Origin of the sequence: Roseateles terrae (assembly GCF_014192155.1) — a bacterium.
In the GTDB taxonomy this organism is placed as follows: Bacteria; Pseudomonadota; Gammaproteobacteria; order Burkholderiales; family Burkholderiaceae_C; genus Roseateles; species Roseateles terrae.
In genome coordinates this window covers 371,042-392,468 of the sequence record NZ_JACHXO010000004.1, presented here as the reverse complement: position 1 = coordinate 392,468, position 21,427 = coordinate 371,042, and the positions used below count along the sequence as shown (strand labels likewise).

Below are 21,427 nucleotides of genomic sequence, written 5' to 3'. Positions count from 1 at the left end.
CGTGGTGTCGTGGTTGCGATGGGTTGAACGATAGGCCGTTGCACGGAATAAACACAGACGCCAGAATGCAGACACACCGTCTCAGATCTGGAACACATGGACCTCAATGCCCTGGCCGACTTCAATCTCGTTGCCACCCACGGCGGCTTCGGCCGCGCCAGCCGGGCGAGCCGCCGGTCGAAGGCGACCCTGTCCCGCCGGGTGGCCGAGCTGGAAGAGCAACTGGGCGTGCGCCTCATTGAGCGGAGCACCAAGGGGCTGGAGCTGACCGAAGCGGGCCAGCTGCTGCTCAGCCGCACCGAAGGGCCCATGAGCGAGGTGGCGGAAGCCTTTGCCGCGACGGCGGAAGGAACGGGTCAGGTGCGCGGAGTGCTTCGCATCGCCGCGCCGCTGCTGTTTTCGCAGCTGGCCATGGGGCGCTTGTGTGCGGAGTTCCGGCAGCTGTATCCGCAGCTCACGCTGGAGGTGGTGGCGGAAGACCGGCTGGTCGATCTGGTGAATGAGCGGTTCGATGTGGCCATCCGGCCCAATCCGCGGATGGACAGTGCGCTTGTGGGTCGGTGCTTTGCGCAGGACCGGCTGGTGGTGGTGGCGCCGCTCTCTGCGCGTGAGTCCTGGCCCGTACCCGTACCCGTGCCCGTACCGGTGCCCGTGCCCGCGATCGTGTCTGCTTTCAGCGCAGGAGACCTCTGGACTTTGGACAGCGGTCTTGTGCTGGAGCCGCAGGTGGTGCTTCGCCTTTCCTCGATCCTGATGGTCCGTGACGCCGTGCTGGCGGGCGCAGGCGTCGCGATGCTGCCGGAGTCGGCGGTCTCACACAGTCTGGCCCGAGGCGAGCTGGTGAGCTGGGGCACGGTGGTGGGCCGCGACGTGGCGCTCTGGGTGCTGCACACCTCACGTCGGCTGGCGAGTCCGAAGGTGAAGGCCTTTGTGGACTTCATGGCCACCCGATATCCGGACGGACGCCTGGTGCTGGGCGATTAGAGGCGGTTTGCGCCCTCCAGCACCTGGGACGGATTCGTGATCCCACCCCCGGCTGGCGCGCCCAGCGCGACGTGGTCCGAGAGCCCCTCCACCAGCGCATCAAACACCACCCGGCAGCGCGGGCTGTGGCGCAGGTCCTCGTGCATGGTGATCCAGGTGTCCAGGGGGATGGTCAGCGCGTCAGCCAGGACGCGTCGCAATGCGGGGTCGCGCCGCGCCAGCGCCACCTGACACAGCCCGATCCCCGCCCCGGCCCGGATCAGCGCGAACTGAGCCTGATCACTGTTGGCGCGCAGGCTGAAGCGGTCCCGGGCCAGACTGGGAAACCGCCGCGCGAGTTCACGGACATACGGCACGTCGCTGTCGTACCCGATCAAGGTGTGGCCGTCGTGTTTCAGATCGTCGAGGGTTTGCGGTGTGCCGCGCTTTTGCAGGTAGCGCGCATGGGCATGCAGCCCCACCTCGATCACCCCGACATGGCGGGCGATCAGCGCTTCCTGCCGCGGCTGCGTCATGCGGATGGCGATGTCTGCCTCGCGACGCAGCAGGTCCTGCACCTGGTTGCTGATGACCAGTTCCACCACCAGTCCCGGATGCTCCTCTCGCAGCGAGGCCAGCACCGTCGGCAGCACCTCCACCCCGACCATTTCACTGGCGGTGATGCGCACGACGCCCTGCACGCCATCCCCCCGGCTGCGGGCCGTTCGTTCCAGCGCGGCCGCGGTGCTGTCCATGGCCTCCGCCAGCGGCCGCAGCGCCTGGGCGGCTTCGGTCGGGACAAGCCCGGCGGGTGTGCGGATGAAGAGTGCCTGTCCCGTCGCGGATTCCAGCGCGGCGATATGGCGCCCGACGGTGGGCTGGGTCAGGTCCAGCACCCGCGCTGCGCGGGAGAGGGAGCCTTCCCGCAGGACGGCCATAAAGGAGCGGTACCACTCCCAGGCGATGGATGAGGTCATGCGTAAATGTATAACGGCAGGTTGATGTTCGGTACTTTTCGGCGGTGGGGAGGGTGCGCAGAATCCAACCAACCCCTCACCCAGGAAGACCGCCATGAATACCCTGAACATGCCTGACCTCGGAACCACTTCGACCTCATCGAACCCCTTGCCACCCCTGGATTCGACGACCGCGGCAAATGGTCCCGGCACCGCACTGGTGCTTGGCGCCACGGGCGGCGTCGGCGGCAGCGTGGCCCGCCGTCTGCGGGACGCCGGCTGGACGGTTCGTGCGCTGCGCCGCGGGATGGCGGTCGACCAGGAGCTGCGCGACGGCATTCACTGGCAATGCGGCGATGCAATGAACCGCGAGGACGTGATGTCCGCCGCCCAGGGTTGCGACGTCATCGTGCATGCGGTCAATCCGCCGGGGTATCAGCGCTGGAACGAGCTGGTGCTGCCGATGCTGGACAACACCATCGCCGCGGCCACGGCCCAGCGCGCCACCGTGGTGCTGCCCGGTACGGTCTACAACTTTGGTTCGGACGCGCTGCCGGAACCGCGAGAGCATTCACCGCAGCGTCCGATCACCCGCAAGGGCGCGATTCGCGTCGAGATGGAGCGACGTCTGCAGCACGGTGCCGAGCGGGGCGCCTTCCGGGTCATCATCCTTCGCGCTGGTGACTTCTTTGGCCCCGGAGCTGCCAACAGCTGGTTCTCGCAATGCCTCGTTGCGCCCGGCAAGCCGGTGACCAAAATTCAACAGCCGGGTCGCGCCGGGGTGGGGCATCAGTGGGCGTACCTGCCCGATGTGGCCGAGACGATGAAGCGCCTCATCGAACGGCGTGCCGACCTCCCGGCCTTCGCCCGCCTGCATTTCGATGGTCACTGGGATGCCAGTGGCACCCGCATGGCCGACACGGTGCGGCGCGTGGTGCTGCAACGCACTGGCCGCTCGCCGCGCATGACGCGCTTCCCCTGGTGGGTGTTGCCGCTGGGGGCACCGTTCGTGACGCTGCTGCGGGAGATGGCCGAGATGCGCTATCTGTGGCGTGAGCCGCTGCACCTCTGCGACACCGCGCTGCGACAGGTGCTGGGGCGGGACGGCGTGCCGCACACCGGCTGGGAGGCGGCCGTCGAGGCTTCGCTCGAGTTCCTGGGCTGCCTGCCGGTCGCAATGCCGGCCTCGCCGACCTCGGCGGCCTCAGCAGCCACACCGGCGGCACCGGCGGCACCGGCCAAACAGCCCCTGCCGCTGCCACATTGATCACCCCGCGCCGGGCCTCGATCCGGCCGTGCGCACAGCCGCGGCCCGAAAGCCGCGACAATTGCGCATGACCCGCACTGACTCTTCTGCCTCGGGGGCGCCTGGCGCCGCCGATGCCACCAACGCGAACGCCAACGCCAACGCGTTTGCCCGCCTGCCCCTGTCGCCCGCCATGCAGGCGACGCTGCAGCAGCTCGGCTACCTCTCGATGACGCCCATCCAGGCTGCCAGCCTGCCGCTGTCCCTCGCCGGTCGCGATCTGATCGCCCAGGCCAAGACCGGCAGCGGCAAGACCGCGTCCTTCACCCTGCCGCTGCTGGCCAATCTGAATCCGCGCCGATTCGCGGTGCAGGCCCTGGTGCTGTGCCCGACCCGGGAACTGGCCGACCAGGTGACGCAGGAGATCCGTCGCCTTGCCCGGGCCGAAGACAACATCAAGACGCTGACCCTGTGTGGCGGCGCGCCCATCCGCAATCAGCTGGCGAGCCTGGCGCACGGTGCCCATATCGTCGTGGGCACACCGGGCCGCATCCTCGACCATCTGTCGCGCGACACGCTCTCGCTGGAAGCGCTGAACACCCTGGTGCTGGACGAAGCCGACCGCATGCTGGACATGGGCTTTGCCGAGGACATCGCGCAGGTGGTCCAGGCCTGCCCGAGGAACCGCCAGACGCTGCTCTTCTCCGCCACCTATCCGGACGGCGTGGCCTCGATGGCCGCACGTTTCATGCGGGATCCGCAGGAAGTGAAGCTCACCGAGCGTCATGCCGCCGGCAAGATCCGCCAACGTTTCTACGAAGTGGAAGAGCAGGACCGGCTGCACACCGTGGGCCTGCTGCTCAATCATTTCCGACCGGCCAGCACGCTGGCGTTCTGCAACACCAAACAGCAGTGCCGCGATCTGGTGGCGGTGCTCCAGGCCGAGGGCTTGAAGGCGCTGGAGCTGCATGGTGACCTGGATCAGCGCGAGCGCGATCAGGTGCTGGTGCAGTTTGCCAATCGCAGCTGCAGCGTGTTGGTGGCCACCGACGTGGCGGCACGCGGTCTGGACATCGCCCAGCTCGAAGCGGTGATCAATGTGGACATCACGCCGGACGCGGAGGTGCATGTGCACCGTATTGGCCGCACCGGACGCGCGGATGAAGAGGGCTGGGCCTTCAGCCTCGCCAGCATGGACGACATGGGCCGCGTGGGACGCATTGAGCAGCTGCAGGGCGCGCCGAGCGTCTGGCATCCGGTGTCCGAGCTGACCGATCAGGCCGGCGGCCAGCCGTTGCAGCCGCCGATGGTGACGCTGCAGATTCTGGGTGGACGCAAGGAGAAGATCCGCCCCGGTGACGTGCTGGGTGCGCTCACCAAGGACCTGGGCTTCGACGGCACGCTGATCGGCAAGATCAACGTGAACGAGTTCTCCACCTATGTGGCGGTGGACCGAAGCATCGCCGATGCGGCCCTGCGCGGGCTGAATGCGGGCAAGGTCAAGGGCCGTTCGGTGAAGGTGCGTCGCCTGTGAGCACCTTTGCATCCCTGGGGCTGTCCCCCGCGCTGCAACGCGCTGCCGAGACCTTGGGCTTCGAGGCCCCGACCCCCATTCAGATGGCGGCCATCGGGCCGGCGCTGGCCGGTCGCGATCTCCAGGCCAGTGCGGAAACCGGCTCCGGCAAGACGGTCGCCTATGCCTTCCCGCTGATGCAGCAGATCGACACCGGACCGCGCCCGGCCCTGCGGCGCACGCGGGCGCTGGTGCTGGTGCCCACCCGTGAGCTGGCGGTGCAGGTGGGCGAGACCTTGCGGCAGCTGTCGCCGTTCCTGTCTGAGCCGGTGAAGGTGTCGGTGCTGTATGGCGGTGTGTCGATCAATCCGCAGCTGATGGCCCTGCGCGGTGGCACCGAGGTGGTGGTGGCAACGCCGGGTCGGCTGCTGGATGTGGTGGAGCACAACGGCGTGAAGCTGTCCGACGTCAGCCTTCTGGTGCTGGATGAAGCGGACCGGTTGCTGGATGCCGGCTTTGCGGAGGAGGTGCAGGCGGTTCTGGCCCTGCTGCCGGCGCGTCGGCAGACGCTGCTGTTCTCGGCCACCTTCCCGGAGCGCGTGCAGCAATGGGCGACCGGACGTTTGCAGGCGCCGGTGCGGATCGAAGTGGCGGCGACGCCGATGGATCAGGCGCGCATCGAAGAGCGGGCCATCCGGGTGGACGAAGCCCGGCGGACACCGCTGTTGCGGCATCTGATCGAGCAGGGCGGGTGGTCGCGGGTGCTGGTGTTTGTGGCCACGCGTTATGCCTGCGACCATGTGGCGGACAAGCTGCGGCGAGCCGGTGTGGCGGCGGAAGCCTTTCATGGGGACGCCAGCCAGGGCGCGCGGATGCGGACCTTGTCCGAGTTCAAGGCGGGTCAAATCAAGGTGCTGGTGGCCACCGATCTGGGCGCACGAGGCATCGACATCCTGCGGCTGCCGGTGGTGGTGAACTACGACCTGCCGCGGTCGGCCGTGGACTATGTGCATCGCATCGGGCGGACAGGGCGTGCGGGTGAATCGGGCCTGGCGGTCAGCTTCATCGGTGAGGCAGGCGAGGCGCACTTCCGTCTGATCGAAAAACGGCAGGGGCGGCGGGTGGCGCGTGAGACGGTGCAAGGGTTTGAACCCGCCGTCGCGGCTTCCAGCGCCGATTCAATGCCGGAGGAGTCCGGCGATGCGCCGAAGGGTCTGGATCCGAATGGCGGCATCAAGGGGCGGCGGCCCAGCAAGAAGGACAAGCTGCGCGCGGCTGCGGCCGCGGCTGACGGTGCGAGTGGATCCACTGGCGCCACTGGCGGCGCAATGAACGCGGGAAAGCGCCGGTCGGGCGATTCATAACGCATCGAAGAGGGCGCGGGTGTCTGTCCTGCCCCTGGCCGTTTTCGTTGCCTGCGTCCACCTCGATTCGTTAGGCGTTCCCTCGTGAGTGCCGTCACGGATGGGCTGCGATACTCGACCGACGCCACGCCCCCTGCCGCGAGATTCCCTTCATGATCGACAACGTTCCCCAGACGCCGGTGTTGCCTGCAGTGCCCGCTTTACTGCCCGGGCACCCGGCGCTGCATCCGCTGCTCCGCGGCACCGACTGGGCGGCCACCGCCTTGGGAGATCCCGCACGCTGGTCGGCGCCGCTGCGCACCACCGTCCAGACAGTGATGGATTCGGTGATGCCGATGTGGGTCGCGTGGGGGCCGCAGCTGTCGATGCTCTACAACGAGCCCTACATCGCCATGCTGGGCGCCAAGCATCCGGCCGCGTTGGGCGCGCCGCTGCAAAGTGTCTGGAGTGAGGTCTGGTCGGATGTGAGCGGTCTGATCAACGAGGCCTTGGCCGGGCAGGGCGTGCATCGCGAGAACATGCCGCTGCAGGTGAACCGGAACGGGCGGGAGGAGCCGGCCTGGTTCAGCTTCATCTATACGCCGGTGCGCGATGAGGCCGGTGCGGTGCAGGGCATGGTCTGCAGCGTCTGGGAGACCACGGACAAGGTGTTGCGGCTGCAGCAGCTGGATGACAGCGAGCGCCAGTTCCAGACGCTGTTCGAGCGGATCGACGAAGGTTTTTGCGTCATTGAATTCATCGATGGGCCGCACGGGCCGCTCAGCGACTATGTGCATGTGCTGGCCAATCCGGCCTACGCCGCCAATGCCGGCATCCCCAATGTGGTGGGACAGAAGGTGCGCGAGATGGTGCCGGCCGAGGCCGAAGGCTGGGTCGAGATCTATCGCAATGTGCTGCTCAGCGGCGTGCCGATCCGGTTTGAGCGTGAGCTGGAGCGGACAGGGCGTTATCTGGAGCTGGCCGCCTTCCGGGTGGAGCCGGTGGAGCGGCGGCAGGTGGCCGTGCTGTTCCAGGACGTGACCCAGCGTCATCGCACCGATCAGGCCCTGCGTGAACTCAATGACACCCTGGAGCGGCGGGTTCAGGAGGAGCTGGACCATCGCCTGCGCACTGAAGAAGCGCTGCGGCAGTCACAGAAGATGGAAGCGGTGGGGCAGCTCACCGGTGGCATTGCGCACGATTTCAACAACATGCTGGCGGTGGTGGTCAGCTCGCTGGACCTTTTGGCCCGCAAGTACCTGCGGGACGATGCATTGGCCATGCGCTATGTGGACTCGGCCCGCAATGCCACCCGCCGCGCGGCGCAGCTGACGCAGCGGCTGCTCGCCTTCTCCCGCCAGCAGCCATTGAAGCCGGAAGCGGTGAATGCCAACCGGCTGGTGGCCGGCATGTCCGATCTGCTGAGACATTCCATGGGCGGTGCCATCGAAATCGAGACGGTGCTGGGGGGCGGTCTGTGGCGCACCCATGCGGATCCGAATCAGCTGGAGAACGCCATCCTGAATCTGTCGGTGAATGCGCGGGACGCGATGCCCGACGGCGGGCGGCTCACCATCGAGACGGCCAATGCGCATCTGGATGAGCGCTACACCTCGGAACAGGTGGGCGTCTTCCCCGGGCAGTATGTGATGGTGGCGGTGAGCGACACCGGCAGCGGCATGACGCCCGAGGTGATAACACGTGCATTTGATCCGTTCTTCACCACCAAGGAAGTGGGGCGCGGCACCGGCCTGGGGCTGAGCCAGGTCTATGGCTTTGTGAAGCAGTCCGGCGGCCATGTGCGCATCTACTCGGAACTGGCGCAGGGCACGACGGTGAAGATCTACCTGCCGCGCCTGCTGAATGCGCCCGACGAGGACGTCACGCCGGTGGCCTCTCTGCCGATGCCGCTCAGCGACGGCCAGGAAACGGTGCTGGTGGTGGAGGACGAGGAATCGGTCCGCCGTTCATCGGTCGATGCGCTGACCGAACTCGGCTACCGCGTGCTCGAAGCCAGCGGCGGCGAAGCCGCGCTGAAGCTGATCGACAGCCATCCCGAAATCGCCCTGGTGTTTGCCGATGTGGTGATGCCCGGCATGAATGGCCGCAAGCTGGCTGAAGAGGTGCGTCGGCGCCGCCCGGCGCTGAAGGTGCTGTTCACCACCGGCTACACGCGCAATGCGGTGGTGCACAACGGCGTGCTGGATGCCGGCGTGGAACTGCTCGGCAAGCCCTTCACCCTGGACGAACTGGCGGCCCGGGTGCGGGCGGTGCTGGACAAGGGGGACTGAGTCCTCAGCCTTGTTCCTTCAGGTCGGCCGGGGCATTGTCCCCGGGCGTGGGCGCGGTCTTGCGCTGCGCCTTCTCCTGCTTCTTCTTCTGCTTGGCCAGCTCGCGCTGACGTTTCTCGAACTGATAGTTGGGTTTGGTGGCCATCGCGAATTCCTCCGGTTGTGTGGGGCGTGCGTTGAAGTGCCACAACGAGCCCATCGTAGCGCACACCGCCCGGCTTGCAGGCCGATGTCCGCAAAGAGGAGGAGGGAAGGGGGATTCCGGAGGGGCAGCCAGGGGCGGGCGGGCCCCTAGTGCCGGAGCATCTGGCTCATCGGCAGGAACTGCAGGCCGCCCGCCATCATCGATGGCCACAGGGTCGGATCGGACCAGACCAGGAATTCATGGCATCGCGCCGCCGCAATGGCGTCGCCGGGGACAAGGGCGAGGGCCGGATGGCACATGAGCAGATCCTTGTCCCGCGCCTGCCTCAGCCATGCCTCCACCTGCTGGCGGTAGTGGCCGGCATCTCCGTCGAAGCCATAGACCCCCAGCAGCCGGTGATTGAGCGCGAAGTCCAGCGCCCCGGCGTGATGTTCCAGCGCGCGTCGGCCCAGCGCGTCGATGATGCGCGGCTTGAAGCCCCCGCTGCCCGGCCGGGTGGACCGCAGCCAGGGATGGTGGCCCGGGTAGCGGGCGGTCAGCGCGGTGAGCAGCGCGTCCCGCACGCCCGGGAACTGATGCACATGCTGATGGCCATCGACATAGGCCGGCATGCGGTCCATCGCATCCTCGAAGCGGTCGAGCTGCGCAAGGACTTCCCGCAGCAGGGCGGGTACGTCGCGGCTGCCCTGCAGCAGCCACCCCGCCAGACTGCGCGGGGCCACCGTGAGCGGGTACTCGGTGAGGTCCAGGTGCAGGCCGACATCCAGATGCACCGGGTCGATCCGCGCCAGCGCACGGGCGCCTTCGGTCCAGGCCGGTGCGCCCACCATCGCGCTGGTGGCCTGCAGCCGGCCCATTTCCACCAACCGCCGCACGGCCTCGTTCACTGCCGGATGCAGGCCGAAGTCGTCGGCGCAGACGCACAGACGCCGCGGCAGGGCCTGCCCCGAAGCGGCCGGGAGGACAGGCGCCAGGGGAACGACGGAAGGGCCGACCCGGCCTGCCGGCGTCTTGCCGTCATTCATCCCTGCGCTCCGCAAGGCAGTTGCGCGGGCGCGAGCCGCCAGAGCGACAGCCCCCGGTGCGTCGAGACCGGCTCGACGCGGGTGAGCCACGGATGGGCCGGCACATCGCGGGTCGAAGCCACCAGCCAGCTCACCGGTGCCGCGCACATCGCCTTGAGCATGGCCGCTTCATTGACCAGATGCCTGTTCTCGCCGGTGGGTGAGAAATGCCGGGTCTCGGCCAGTTCCTTGCGCCAGTTGTCCCGCGCCATCGGATCCTCGGTGTCCCAATCGCTCTGCACCCACACCGGGGCATCCAGGCCGGCGTACATCGGCAGGTCGTAGTCGAAGCGGTTGAGCATGAACACCGGCTCGCCGGCATGCCGCTGGCTCCGCAGGTCTTCGGCCAGAGCGCGCGTGGTGCGTAGCGGCGAGACGGTCAGCGCGATCACGGCGCCCACGCTGACGGCCGCCGAGAGTCCCAGACTCACCCAGCCCCACAGCCGCATGCGCGGCGTGGCCGGTTGCAGCCGCTGCCAGGCCAGCGCCACCAGCGCAGCCAGGGGCGGCACGGCGGGCAGGATGTAGCCCACCAGCTTGGACTGCGGCAGGGAGAAAAACACCACCACCGTCACCAGCCACACGCCCATCAGGGACAGGAGCCCATGATCGTCCTCGCGGTCCCGGGGACGGGTGCCGAGGTGGCCCAGCACCAGCCAGGGCAGGGCCGGCAAAGAGGCCACCAGCAGCACCGCAGGGAAAAACCAGAACGGCATCGCATTGTTGAAGCCGCCGCCCGAAAAGCGCTCGAAGTGCTGTACCACGAAGAAGAAGTGCAGAAACTCCGGAAAGCGCATCTGCATCGCCACGTACCAGGGGGACGCGACCGCCACCATCACCAGCAGGCCGGGCGGCCAGAACAGCACCGGCAGATCGCGCCAGCGACGACGCCAGGCCAGCCAGATCATCACGATGAGGCCGGGCAGCACAAAACCGATCAGGCCCTTGGCCAGCACCCCCAGACCGGCAACCGCATGCGCCGCCACCAGCACGCGCTGCCAGGGCAGGCCCTGCTGGCGACGCAACAGCGCATCCGCCGCCAGGCAGACGGTGGCGCTGACGCAGCCGGCCACCAGCATGTCCAGATTGGCGTATTGGCTGCCCAGCAGCGTCAGCGGCATCGCCAGCAGCACCATCAGCGCGACGCGCGCCAGCGCGGGGCCGGACCAGCGCCGCAGCAGCCACCACAGCGAGAGCGCCGCCATCCAGCCGCCCAGCAGCGGCGCCGTACGGGCGGCCAGGGCACTGGAGCCGAACAGCGTCAGGGAGGCTTCGGTGATCCAGTAAAACAGCGGCGGCTTGTGGAAGAAGGGTTCGCCATTGAGCAGCGGCACCAGCCACTGGCCGCTGCGCAGGCCTTCCCACGCCACACCGACGTAACGCCCTTCGTCCGGCAGCTCCAGCGGACGCAGCCCGGCACTCCAGGCCAGCCACAGCAGCGCCGCCAGGGCGACCCAGACCAGTTCGCGGCGGGACAGCGCCGGCGCCTTCATCACGGCACCCATCAGTGGCCCCGCAAGGAGAAGTCGGCCGCGACGGTCGCAGGCGCAGGGGCGTCCAGCCCCTGCCCCCATTGTTCCTTCACCAGATAGAGCGGGCGGCCCTTTACTTCTTCGAAGATGCGGCCGACGTATTCCCCGACGACGCCCAGCGACATCAGCTGCAGTCCGCAGAACAGCATCAGACTGACCACGATGGTGGTCCAGCCGCTGACGTTGTGGCCATAGAGCAGGTACATCAGGGTCAGGTAGAGGCCATACAGCAGCGCAGGGACCGCCAGCAAAATGCCGCAGGTGCTCACCGCGCGCAGCGGCCAGTGGGTGAAGGCGGTCAGGCCGTCCAGCGCCAGCTGCGCCAGCCGCAGCGGCCGGAACTTGCTGTGCCCATGGGCGCGCGCGGCCGGCTGGTAGGGCAGGGCCTGGGTATTGAAGCCGACCCAGGCATACAGGCCCTTCATGAAGCGGTTGCGCTCGGGCAAGGCCAGCAGGGCGTCCACCACGCAGCGGTCCATCAGGCGGAAGTCGCCGGCATCGGGCGGGACCTCGAAGCGCGCGCCGCGATTGAGCAGCCCATAGAACAGGCGGGTGCCGATGCGCTTGAGGCTGCTTTCTTCCTCGCGGGAGCGACGCACCGCATAGACCATGTCGGCCCCGCGCCGCCAGGCGTCGAGGAATTGGGGAATGAGCGCAGGGTCGTGCTGCAGATCGGCGTCCAGCATCATCACCACGTCGCCGCGGGCCTGGACAAGGCCGGCGCTCAGGGCGGCTTCCTTGCCGAAGTTGCGGGACAGGCGGATCACCTTCAGGCCACGCAGCCGCGGCTGCGCCGAGAGCTGGCGCAGCACCTCGATGCTGTCGTCCCGGCTGCCGTCGTCCACCACCAGAATCTCCCAGCGACTGCAGTGCAGCTGGAGCACGTCGCTCAAGCGCGGCAGCAGCTCCCGCAGGCTCGCGGCTTCATTGAAGCTGGGCACGATGCAGGACATCGTCGGCAGGCCGTGACGATCCGGCGCGCGGGACGACAGTGAGGCGGTCTGCGCCGCCGAAGGGCTGGCACTGAAGGTGCCTGTCAGCGCTTCGGACGGTCGGAAATGCCCCGGAGGCAGGAAGGTATCCATGGCGGAATGCTGGCCGTCGAAGCTGAACAGCCCCTGAAGAAAGCTGTCACCAGGCTGTCATGACGCTTGCGGCCGGGCGGTGGCGCCGCTGTTGTGCGGCATCCGCCAGGTTCGCCTGCAGGGCCGGTGATACGCTCGGGCCCCATCAACTTGTCACCCAGTGCTCTTGACGGTGTCAGTGTCATCTCCCTTTGTCATGGTTCTGCGTCGCTGCTTGTGTCGTGGCCTGCGGCTGGTGTTGCTGCTCCTGCTCGTCCTGCTGCTGCTGGCCGTCTGGTCAGTCCTGATCGAACCGCGCTGGGTGGCGGAGCGCCGCTACGACGTCAGCGTCCCCGGATGGGACGGCCCGCCGGGGTTGAAGGTGGCGGTCGCCTCCGACTGGCACATGGGCCAGAGCGCCCTGCGCAGCGTGATGACCCTGGACCGGGCGCGCGCCATCGTCGCGGACATCAACGCCGCCCGTCCGGATGTGGTGCTGCTGCCGGGAGACTTCATCTCGGGCCGCGGTGAAGACGGCACGACCCCCGAGCAGGTCGCGGCCGTGCTGGGGCAGCTCAAGGCCACCCACGGCGTCTATGCGGTGCTGGGCAACCACGACTGGTGGACCAATGGCACGCGCTACACGCGCGCGCTCGAAGCCGCCGGGGTGCAGGTGCTGCAGAACGAAGCCCAGCGGCTGCCGGGCACGTCGGTCTGGGTGGTCGGCATCGGCGACCGGACGACCGGCCACAGCGACCCGCTGCAGGCGTTGCGCGGCGTGCCCACCGGCGCCAGGACCCTGACCTTCATGCATGACCCCGCCAGCGCACTGCCATTGCCCCGAGGCAGCGGCCTGACCGTGGCCGCGCACACCCACGGCGGACAGGTGTGGATTCCCTTCCATGGGTCGATCGTGGCGCCGCATGGCTGGCCGGTGAAGCAGACGCACGGCTGGGTGCGGGTGAACCGCCGGGAGGTCTACATCACCAGCGGTCTGGGCGTGAGCATCTACCCGGTGCGCTTCAACATGCGGCCGGAGTGGGTGATGTTTTCGATCAAGGCGGCCGTGCGGCCGGACGAGACCGCCGAATCGGCGCCGCCCGCGCCGGCCAGCTGACTCAGCTGGAGACGATCCGCTCGCCCAGCCACTTGAGCTGGCGCAGCGGCTCGTGACTGTCGCCGGTGAACTGCGTCTGCACGATGGCGCCGTCCACCGCCAGGGCCAGGGCTGCGGCGGTCCGTTTGCGTTGGGGGGAAGACGGCAGCAGGGCCTGGATGGCGCTGCGCATCTCGTCCTTGTGCTGCGCGGTGAGCGTGACCGCTTCCGGCAGGCTGGTGCCCATCTCACTCACGCTGTTCAGGAAGGCGCAGCCGCGGAAATTCGGCGAGGCCAGCCATTCACGCAAGGTCTCGGTCAGCGCCGAGACGCCCGCACCGCCGGCGCCGCCATGCCGCTGCAGCGCATCGGTGAACCACGCCATCCAGCGTTCATGCCGCAATTGCAGGTATTGGATGATCAGATCGTTCTTGCTCGGGAAGTGCCGGTAGAACGTGACCTTGGTGACGCGGGATTCGGCAATGACCCGGTCGATGCCGGTGGCACGGATGCCGTCCCGGTAGAACAGGTCATGCGCCGTATGCAGGACGCGATCCCGGGCCGCCAGGGTGTCCAGCGTTTCGGGATCGACCAGCAGGCCCGGTGGGGGCAGGGAATCAGCAGCCATGGACAGGATTGTAGACAAGTCTGTCCACGGCCGCGGGCCGAGCTCAGTGGCGGGCGAAGCCAGCCAGCGCGACGGCGACGAGGCCCAGCAAAAAGCCCAGCACCGGGACCATCAGGCCGAGGATCTTCACCCCGGGGGTGTTGGGCGGCGGCGGGGGGCCATAACGGTTGCTACCGGCGCTGCCGGGCACAAATATGAAGGCCAGGACGATCAGCGGGATGAAGAGCGTCAGGCACCACCAGCCGGAGATGTCCAGGTCATGGCAGCGCTTGATGCCACACACGACGGTGAACCAGATGCCGGCCACATACAGCGCCGCGATGAAGACGAAGCCCAGGGTCGAGCCCAGCACGGCTGTCAGCAGGGCCATGAGCACGCCCTGGAGGATGGAAGCGCCGGTGGTGTAGGCCAGGTAGCGCAGACGTCCGATCCGCCCGTCGGACGAGAACAGGTTCAGCGGGCTGTGGCCCACGCTCTCGGGCACGATGTCCGCGACGGCGGCGATCGGTGGGGCGTATTGGTGGTAGTTCGTTCCGTTCAAGACAAGGTCCTCCTCAGAAAACTTACAGCAGCCCCGAGCGCTTGACCTGGTGATAGCGGTTCACCAGGGTGGCGGCCAGGGCCTGCGGCTCCACATCCACCGACAGCCGGTCCCGCTCCACCACGCGGGCAAAGGCATCCTGACGGGCTTGCGACAGCAGATGGGCGCTCGCCACCGACACCGCATCCTCGGTGCCCTGGATGGGCTGGTCGGCCATCACGCCCAGGGCGGTCTCCCGCAGGCTGGCCAGCAGCACCAGATGGCGGCGGCGCAGCAGTTGCAGGGCAGGACGCAGTTCCGGCGCGTCTTCATCACGGAAGTTGGTCAGGACGATGATCAGCGATCGGCGCTTGAGCCGCTTGGACATGTCCTCCGCCGCGGCGAGATAGTCGGAATGGTGTGGACCCGGCTGCAGGTCGTGCATCTGGTTCATCAGGGCATTGAGCGTCGCCATGCCCTTGCGCGGCGCGTAGTCGCGCCGGTCGCGCGGGTCGCAGCCGAAGGTCATGGCGCCGACTTCGTCGCCCTCCTGCAGGGCCACGTAGGCCAGCAGCATCATGGCGTCCAGTGCATCGTCGAAGTGGCTGGCGCGGCGCTGCTGTTCGGAGGCTTCATCCGCCCGCATGCGCCGGCCGCAGTCGAGCAGGAACATCACGCACTGGTCCCGCTCGTCCTGATATTCGCGCACCACCGGCTTGCGATGCCGCATCGACGCCTTCACATCGAGATGACGCAGCGGGTCGCCACGGCGGTACTCGGCCAGTTGCCGGAAATCGGTGCCCTGGCCCCGCTGGACGAAATTCTTGATGCCCATCTGCGCCAGCCGCCGGTCGCCGGAGAGCCATGCATACCGCGACAAGGCCGCGAAGTTGGGATAGATGCGCAACTGGCGTGCCTCGCCCACCGTCTGCCGGACGTCGAAGATGCCGGCGCGGGTGCGCCACATCAGCTGTGTGCGTCCCAGGGTGGCGAGCCCCCGCTGCCGCGCGGTGACGCGGAACCGCAGCGGGCTGCGGGTGTGGGCGCCCAGTGTGAGCGCGACGGGCAGGCCCTCGAAGTCGAACAGCGGGTCGAGGTCGTCAAAGACCGTCAGCCTCCAGCTCAGCGGCCCTTCGTTCACCAGGTCCAGCCGCAATTCGGTGGAGACGTTGATCGCGAACGCCGCCGGCAGCCAGCGCTCCACCCGCGGACCGACGCGGGCAAACAGCCGCAGGCTGCGCCACAGGTCTACCCCGGCGCCCAGCGCGAGCACGGCCAGCAGCCCCAGCCCCACCGGGCCGGCCACGGCCACGGGTATGCCGGCCGCCAGCAGCACGGTGAAGGCCAGGCTCAGGCCCAGCAGCACCTGCAGGGTGAGGCGCGAAGGCAGGATGACGCGGCGCACGGTGTTCATCAGAGGCGCGGCGCCTCCACGCTGTCCAGCGCGGCCTGCAGCAGCTCGTCCAGATTGCGTCCTTCGATCTGCGCATCCGGCGCCATCGTCACGCGATGACGCAGCACGGCCAGAGCCTGGCGGGCGACGTCGTCCGGGGTGATGAAGTCACGGCCATTGATCAGGGCCACGGCACGGGCGGCGCGGATCAGCGCCACGCTGGCACGCGGGCCGGCGCCGAATTCCAGACCCGGCCACTGGCGCGTGGCGCGCACGACCCGCACCGCGTAGTCGATCACCTTGGTGTCGGCATGCACCAGCCCGGACAGCCGCTGCAGCTCCTGCACCTGCACGTCGTCCAGGACCGGCTGCACCGCATCCAGCGGCAGCTCATGACCGGCGCGGCCGTTGGTCACCAGTTCCACCACCGCGGTTTCTTCCGCATGGGTGGGATAGCCGATCTGGATCTTGAGCAGGAAGCGGTCGAGCTGCGCCTCCGGCAGCGGATAGGTGCCCTCGGTATCCACCGGGTTCTGCGTGGCCATCACCATGAAAGGCCGCGGCACCGGCAGCGTCTGGCCTTCCAGCGTCGCCTGGAATTCCTGCATCACTTCCAGCAGCGCGCTCTGGGTCTTGGCCGGCGCGCGGTTGATTTCATCGGCGAGCAGCAGGTTGGTGAAGACCGGGCCCTTGCGCACCCGCAGCCGGCCCAGGCCGCCGCCGGTGTCGTCCAGCACGCTGTGGCCGATGACGTCCGCCGGCATCAGGTCCGGCGTGAACTGCAGACGGGCGTATTGCAGGCGCACCGCCTGCGACAGCGCGCGGGCCAGCAGGGTCTTGCCCAGGCCGGGCACGCCTTCCACCAGGATGTGACCGGAGGCCACCACGGCCACCAGCACCTGCTCCACGACGGCGGTCTGGCCCACGACGGCCTTGCTGATTTCCTGCCGCAGCGCGTGCAGCCAGGTGGTGGCGAGCTTGAGCTCTTCGGGCTTGATCATCGGGAGGGTCTTTCGTGAGAGTGGGTCTGAAGGCGGCGTCGCGCCAGTTCAAGAATCTGCAGCCGGGCCGGCAGTTCCACACGGGTGCAGAACCGGGCGGACAGGGCCGCATGCAGGTCGTGTTCAGAAACACCGGTCGCCTGGGCGATGCGGCGGGCGCGGTCCGGCAGCGGATGGCGGCTGTAGTCCACCAGGCGGCGGGCCGCCGTGGCTTCCAGCGCGCGTTGCTGCGCGTGCAGCAGGGCCTCGCTGCCGTGGCGCATCAGGTAGTGGCCCATGCCGCGGACCTGCTCGCCGATCGAGCGGCGCAGGCGGGGCGGCGTCGGCAGCGCGGGGCCGAAGCGGACCGCCCGGCGCCACAGGGCAGCGGCCAGGGTCAGGCCGCCCAGCACCACGGCGATCCAGCCCTCCTGCCACAGCCACGGGACCAGGGCCTGGCGCTTTTCGCTCAGGTAGAACCAGACGGTCGCGCCGGCCTCGGCCTGCAGGGCGGCGGCCAGCATCGGCGCATGGTCGCAGTCCAGGATGGTCGTCTGCATGAAGGCGTTGGGGATGCTGTTGAGCACGGTGACGGTACCTTGGCCCACGTTCACGCGAAGCGCCTGTGTCCCGCCGCCGTCAAAGATGCTCCAGGCCCAGTCTTCGCTCACGATTCGGCTGGTGTTCTTCAGTCGCAGATTCGGCTGAAAGAGGCCGCACTGCTTCCATGGGGTCAGCGAGGGAGGGACTTCCAGGCCCAACGGTGCATGAGTCGATCCAGTGATGGGCGTGACAGCGCCTGGCGAGGTCTTGCCGTCCGACGCGCTGTTGGCGGTGGCGTCGTTCTTGCAGTCGTAGGAAGGCTGCGAGGTGTCGGAATCGTTTTCGCAGTCGTCGCATGAATCGGCGTGCGCGTCGGCGTCGTCGTCGTCCTCGGAGGCCTCGTCCTCGTCGGCGCGGGCGGTGTCTTGGTGCTTGTCCAGCGCTTTGTTGGAGGGGGCCGGCGCATCCTTCCCGCCCGGCTGATGGTCACCTTCATTGACCATCCTCACATCCACCGGCACCCAGTACGCCAGCGGCGTGCTGCGCCAGGCCGTCCCCGACATCAGCACGAGGTGGCCGCCCTGCTTCACCCAGGCCTGCAGGCGCTCCGCCTGACCGGGCACGGCGGCCCAGTCGTCCGACAGAATCACCAGCCGCCCGTGCTGCGGTGGCAGCACGTTCATCGTGTCCCGATGTTCCGCCGTCATGCCGAGCTGGCGCAGCACCTGTTCGGTGGCGTAGACCGGATTGGTCCTCGCCTCGCCGGTGGCATGGCGCCAGATCGGCCGCTCTTCCCATTCGGTGTGGGTCGACAGCCACCACCCGCCCAGCGCCAGCAGCAGCACGCCCACCGCGCCGAAGATCCACATCACACGGTCGCGGTTCATGCGGCGCCTCCGGGTGTGAGGTGGGCGTCGAAGCCGGCGCACAGCGCCTCGAAGTCCGCGTCGTCCAGGTTGCGGCCGGCATAAGCCACCGTCTGCCAGCCCGCCACCAGTTGCGACAGGAAGCGGTGTGCCGACGGCGCCAGCCGTGGCTCGGCCAGGGTCAGGCAGTCGCTTTCGGTGCTGGCGGCACGGATCGGTACCGCATGCGCATGCACCAGCCGTGACAGCGCGCCGCGATAAAGCAGTGACAGGGCCGCGCGCGACTCGCCGCGTTGCCACAAGGTCCGTGCGGCCGCGCCGATGTCGGCCGGCAGGCTTTCCGGGCGGATGTCCAGCGAGCCGACATGGGTCGGCGCCACGGCGGCCACCACGGGCGCCACGCCGCGCAGCCGCAACCAGTCACGCAGCCGCAGCAGCACCCAGACGAGCAGGGCCGCGCCGATCAGCCACATGGCGATGCGCAGACCCGTGCCCATGTTGTCGATCAGTTCGCCCCACCAGGAGGGCAGGTCCTTCTGGGACTTCTCGTCCTTCTTCTCGTCTTTCTCATCCTTGAAACGCAGGCGGCGCTCCTTGTCCACGCCGCCCAGTTGCCGGTCAGCCGCCACGGCGGAGGCCGCGGCCTGCACCGCGCTGGCAGCCAGGACCGGGGCGTCGGGCGGGGTCAGCATGACCACCTGCGTGGAAGGTCGCTCGTCCAGCCGCGGCGCCACGGGGGCGACGGATGTCGCGCTGGCGGCGGGTTGCACCGCCAGGCCCAGCAGCGTGGCCACCAGCCATGTCTCCAGCGTGGCGGTCAGTGCGGCGCTGCGCACAGCCTCAGACAAACGCACGACGGAACTCCTGCTCGATGTCCCAGGCTTCCAGCACCACGCGCCGGTTCAGGTACATCGCAAAACCCGCCGCCACATAGAACGGCTCCAGGAACAGCACCACGCCGGCATACAGGCTGGCCAGCAGCAGGTCGTGGGCGATCGGTTGCGAGGCCGAGTCCCCGGTCTGCGCCAGCCAGGCAAAGACGTCGCTGCGGCTGTCTTCAGGCGCCATCCACCACACCAATCCGAACAGGGAATAGAGGATGACCGCCTCGGCATGCGAGAAGGCCACCTGCAGCGCGGTGGCCGCGCCGCGGTTGTCCTTGAGCATCAGCGCGACGCGCTTGCGGCGGCGGCTGCCGGTCTGTCCTTCCAGCTGTTCCACCGGCTGGGTATAGGCGCGCCACGGCGAGAAGCGTCGCCACAGCACGGTGCGGAGGAACTGGCCGCCCCACACCTGCCGCCGCGCCGCCCACAGATCGGACCAGCGGGTGGCTTCGCCAAACACCGCGCGGGACAGCACGAACAGCAGCGTCCGGTCCAGCCAGGGCTTGCTCCAGAACAGGATCAGCGTGGGCAACCAGCCCGCGACTTCCACGGTGCACAGCGCAAAGGTAATGACCACCAGCAGCAAGGGCGCATAACAGCGCCAGATCGACCGCGCATGGCCACGCACCAGGGCCATTCCGAGGTCACAGGCCTCGTACTGACTGCGCGGCCGCAACATGACCGCCAGACCTTCAACCCGCACGCTGTGCTCCCCGTCCCATCAGACCCAGCCACAGCACCACAAGCAGCCAGCACAAGCCGGCGACGGTGAACTTGACCCACGGCGCCACCCAGGCCGCGGACGACCAGAAGGCTTCGAAGCCGGCCGCCACGGCCAGCAGGAAAAAAGCGGCGTAAATCACCAGCACCGCCTCCCGGGCGGCCAGCTTCAGTGCTTCCAGGCGGCTGCGCCGTCCGGGTGCCAGCCAGCTCAGGCCCAGTCGCAGACCCGCGGCGCCGGAAAGTACCGCGCCGGTCAGCTCGAAGGCGGAATGGGTGGCGACAAACGGCCAGAAGTTGTGACCCAGTCCGGCGTGATGCAGATAGCCCGCGATGGTGCCGATCTGCAGTCCATTGAAGAGCAGGACAAAGGCGCTGCCCACACCGGCCAGGATGCCGGCGCCAAAACAGCGCAGGCCGATGCCGATGTTGTTGAAGATGTAGAAGCCGAACATCTGGACATCGGAGCCGCCGTCGCGCAGGCGGCCGATCGATTCCTTGCCGTCGGCATACATGCTGGAGAAGTTCCTCAGCTGCTGTGCGCTGTGCACCCGCAGCGGGAAGTCCGCCGACGTGAGTGCGAGCACGAAGCTCACCACCAGCGGCACGGTGAACAGCAGGAAGGCGGCCAGCAGATACATGCGCTGATCACGCACCGCCTGAGGAATCTTCACCCGCAGCAGTTGGCCCAGCGCGGCGAGGCCGAAATCCTGCCGCCGGTAGATGATCTGATGGGCGTCCTGCGCCAGGGTCTCCAGCCGCGCGAGCAGGTGCACCGGATAGGCGCGTGACTGTGCCAGGGCGAGGTGTTCACACACCCGGCGATAGCGAGCGGCGAGCAACGCGCCGTCCACCGGCTTGCCGTTCTGGGCGACCTGGATCTGCTCGGCAAAGGCGTCCCACATGACGCCGTACTCGGCTTCAAATCGGATCGGGGTCATGCACGTTTTCCCATCAGCCACTGGGCGACGCCCAGCAGTTGGTCGCTGGCGTTGCGGCGAGGCGCCAGCGGGTTCTGCGCCTGCAACGGGTCCTGTGGTGGAAGCACGGGCGCAGCCAGTTGGGCGAGTTCCTCGAAACGCTGCGGCGTGAGTCGGCGGGCGCGTCCGGCCCAGGCGCGGATGGCTGCCTGCTCCTGCTGGTTGAGCGGGCGGGCCGGCGCGAGGCTGGGCGCCTCCGGCGGCTGGTCGTGCAGGACCACCGGCGCGGCATAAACGACCAGCGTGCCCGCGGCCAAATCGCCCAGGCGTTTGCAGTCGCGGTTGAGCAGCAGGGTGATGATGCCGAAGGTATAGGCCACCGGCAGGAAGTCGGCAGCGCGCAGCAGGTTGCGGGTGACCGAGGCAGCCGGCGTGATCGGCAGACCGTTGTCCATCACCACCCGCAGTCCGAAGACGCGCTTGCCGGGCGTGGCGCCGGCGCGGGTCAGTTCAAAGAAAATCGGGTAGAGCCACTCCACGGCAAACATGCCGATGAGGAACAGGCCCACCCCCAGGCGTCCGAGCCCCAACAACGCCACGGCCAGGACCGAGTCGATGATCAACCGGAACATCAGGTCCAGCAGGAAGGCCATGCTGCGCGACACCAGGCCCGCCGGTCGCAGGGACAGCACGATGCCTTCCGGCGTCTCGACCGGCGTGAGCGTATCGACCCGCAGGTCAGGAGCGGCGGACACGAGGC

Annotated in this window: 20 protein-coding genes; 6 read left to right on the top strand and 14 right to left on the bottom strand. The window is 68.2% G+C overall.

What is annotated here, in order from left to right:
• Window positions 1-96 precede the first annotated feature (96 nt).
• The gene (locus FHS28_RS13660; protein WP_088451297.1) at window positions 97-984 is read left to right on the top strand and encodes a LysR family transcriptional regulator; all 888 of its coding nucleotides are present in this window, start codon (window positions 97-99) and stop codon (window positions 982-984) included.
• Here the strand turns inward: FHS28_RS13660 and FHS28_RS13655 are convergent.
• Entirely contained in the window at window positions 981-1,940 is a 960-nt protein-coding gene (locus tag FHS28_RS13655; RefSeq protein ID WP_088451295.1) for a LysR family transcriptional regulator, read from the bottom strand. The two genes, FHS28_RS13660 and FHS28_RS13655, sit on opposite strands and share 4 nt — an antisense overlap.
• Before the next feature lie 109 nt (window positions 1,941-2,049).
• On the opposite strand from FHS28_RS13655, the gene FHS28_RS13650 reads away from it, so the two are divergent.
• The 4 genes from FHS28_RS13650 (at window position 2,050) to FHS28_RS13635 (ending at window position 8,312) form a co-directional block, all read left to right on the top strand.
• Window positions 2,050-3,186, top strand: a complete 1,137-nt coding sequence (locus tag FHS28_RS13650; RefSeq protein WP_088451551.1) for an NAD-dependent epimerase/dehydratase family protein — start codon at window positions 2,050-2,052, stop codon at window positions 3,184-3,186.
• A gap of 172 nt (window positions 3,187-3,358) precedes the next feature.
• Window positions 3,359-4,699, top strand: a complete 1,341-nt coding sequence (gene dbpA, locus FHS28_RS13645; protein WP_246410096.1) for an ATP-dependent RNA helicase DbpA — start codon at window positions 3,359-3,361, stop codon at window positions 4,697-4,699.
• A complete protein-coding gene (locus FHS28_RS13640) occupies window positions 4,696-6,042 on the top strand; it encodes a DEAD/DEAH box helicase (RefSeq protein ID WP_310736785.1) in 1,347 nt (448 codons plus the stop codon). Before dbpA ends, FHS28_RS13640 begins: the two co-directional genes overlap by 4 nt.
• Before the next feature lie 152 nt (window positions 6,043-6,194).
• Window positions 6,195-8,312, top strand: a complete 2,118-nt coding sequence (locus FHS28_RS13635) for a hybrid sensor histidine kinase/response regulator (protein ID WP_088451291.1) — start codon at window positions 6,195-6,197, stop codon at window positions 8,310-8,312.
• A gap of 4 nt (window positions 8,313-8,316) precedes the next feature.
• Here FHS28_RS13635 and FHS28_RS13630 read toward each other — a convergent pair whose 3' ends face one another.
• From FHS28_RS13630 to FHS28_RS13615, 4 genes are all read right to left on the bottom strand, one after another.
• The gene (locus tag FHS28_RS13630) at window positions 8,317-8,457 is read right to left on the bottom strand and encodes a hypothetical protein (RefSeq protein WP_184294793.1); all 141 of its coding nucleotides are present in this window, start codon (window positions 8,455-8,457) and stop codon (window positions 8,317-8,319) included.
• A 146-nt stretch (window positions 8,458-8,603) separates the two neighbouring features.
• Window positions 8,604-9,482 (bottom strand): ChbG/HpnK family deacetylase, encoded by an 879-nt coding sequence (locus FHS28_RS13625; protein WP_088451289.1) that lies wholly within the window; start codon window positions 9,480-9,482, stop codon window positions 8,604-8,606.
• Window positions 9,479-11,026 carry an ArnT family glycosyltransferase gene (locus tag FHS28_RS13620; RefSeq protein ID WP_184294789.1) on the bottom strand — a complete coding sequence of 516 codons (1,548 nt, stop codon included), beginning with the start codon at window positions 11,024-11,026 and terminating at the stop codon, window positions 9,479-9,481. Before FHS28_RS13620 ends, FHS28_RS13625 begins: the two co-directional genes overlap by 4 nt.
• The gene (locus tag FHS28_RS13615) at window positions 11,026-12,138 is read right to left on the bottom strand and encodes a glycosyltransferase family 2 protein (RefSeq protein WP_088451285.1); all 1,113 of its coding nucleotides are present in this window, start codon (window positions 12,136-12,138) and stop codon (window positions 11,026-11,028) included. The genes FHS28_RS13620 and FHS28_RS13615 overlap by 1 nt, the downstream gene beginning before the upstream one ends.
• A gap of 235 nt (window positions 12,139-12,373) precedes the next feature.
• Here FHS28_RS13615 and FHS28_RS13610 point away from each other — a divergent pair, with 235 nt between their 5' ends.
• Window positions 12,374-13,234 (top strand): metallophosphoesterase, encoded by an 861-nt coding sequence (locus tag FHS28_RS13610; protein ID WP_310736784.1) that lies wholly within the window; start codon window positions 12,374-12,376, stop codon window positions 13,232-13,234.
• Between the two features lies 1 nt (window position 13,235).
• Here the strand turns inward: FHS28_RS13610 and FHS28_RS13605 are convergent, their stop codons facing one another.
• Genes FHS28_RS13605 through FHS28_RS13565 form a run of 9 tightly spaced genes read right to left on the bottom strand, consistent with a single transcriptional unit; the run spans window position 13,236 to window position 21,422 of the window.
• Complete coding sequence (locus tag FHS28_RS13605) at window positions 13,236-13,841, bottom strand: TetR/AcrR family transcriptional regulator (RefSeq protein ID WP_088451281.1); 606 nt, start codon at window positions 13,839-13,841, stop codon at window positions 13,236-13,238.
• Between the two features lie 43 nt (window positions 13,842-13,884).
• Window positions 13,885-14,382, bottom strand: coding sequence for a DUF805 domain-containing protein (locus tag FHS28_RS13600; RefSeq protein ID WP_184294785.1), 498 nt, complete (start codon window positions 14,380-14,382; stop codon window positions 13,885-13,887).
• Window positions 14,383-14,404: 22 nt separating this feature from the next.
• Window positions 14,405-15,775 carry a DUF58 domain-containing protein gene (locus FHS28_RS13595; protein WP_221193947.1) on the bottom strand — a complete coding sequence of 457 codons (1,371 nt, stop codon included), beginning with the start codon at window positions 15,773-15,775 and terminating at the stop codon, window positions 14,405-14,407.
• Window positions 15,775-16,755: an AAA family ATPase gene (locus FHS28_RS13590; RefSeq protein WP_088451277.1), complete on the bottom strand. Its 981-nt coding sequence runs from the start codon at window positions 16,753-16,755 to the stop codon at window positions 15,775-15,777. The genes FHS28_RS13595 and FHS28_RS13590 overlap by 1 nt, the downstream gene beginning before the upstream one ends.
• Window positions 16,752-18,164, bottom strand: coding sequence for a DUF4350 domain-containing protein (locus FHS28_RS13585; RefSeq protein WP_088451275.1), 1,413 nt, complete (start codon window positions 18,162-18,164; stop codon window positions 16,752-16,754). The genes FHS28_RS13590 and FHS28_RS13585 overlap by 4 nt, the downstream gene beginning before the upstream one ends.
• Entirely contained in the window at window positions 18,161-18,997 is an 837-nt protein-coding gene (locus FHS28_RS13580; RefSeq protein WP_184294782.1) for a DUF4129 domain-containing protein, read from the bottom strand. The genes FHS28_RS13585 and FHS28_RS13580 overlap by 4 nt, the downstream gene beginning before the upstream one ends.
• Window positions 18,984-19,664 carry a hypothetical protein gene (locus FHS28_RS13575; RefSeq protein ID WP_246410046.1) on the bottom strand — a complete coding sequence of 227 codons (681 nt, stop codon included), beginning with the start codon at window positions 19,662-19,664 and terminating at the stop codon, window positions 18,984-18,986. Before FHS28_RS13575 ends, FHS28_RS13580 begins: the two co-directional genes overlap by 14 nt.
• 55 nt (window positions 19,665-19,719) lie before the next feature.
• A complete protein-coding gene (locus tag FHS28_RS13570; protein WP_088451269.1) occupies window positions 19,720-20,688 on the bottom strand; it encodes a stage II sporulation protein M in 969 nt (322 codons plus the stop codon).
• A complete protein-coding gene (locus FHS28_RS13565; protein WP_310736783.1) occupies window positions 20,685-21,422 on the bottom strand; it encodes an RDD family protein in 738 nt (245 codons plus the stop codon). Before FHS28_RS13565 ends, FHS28_RS13570 begins: the two co-directional genes overlap by 4 nt.
• Between the last annotated feature and the right edge of the window lie 5 nt (window positions 21,423-21,427).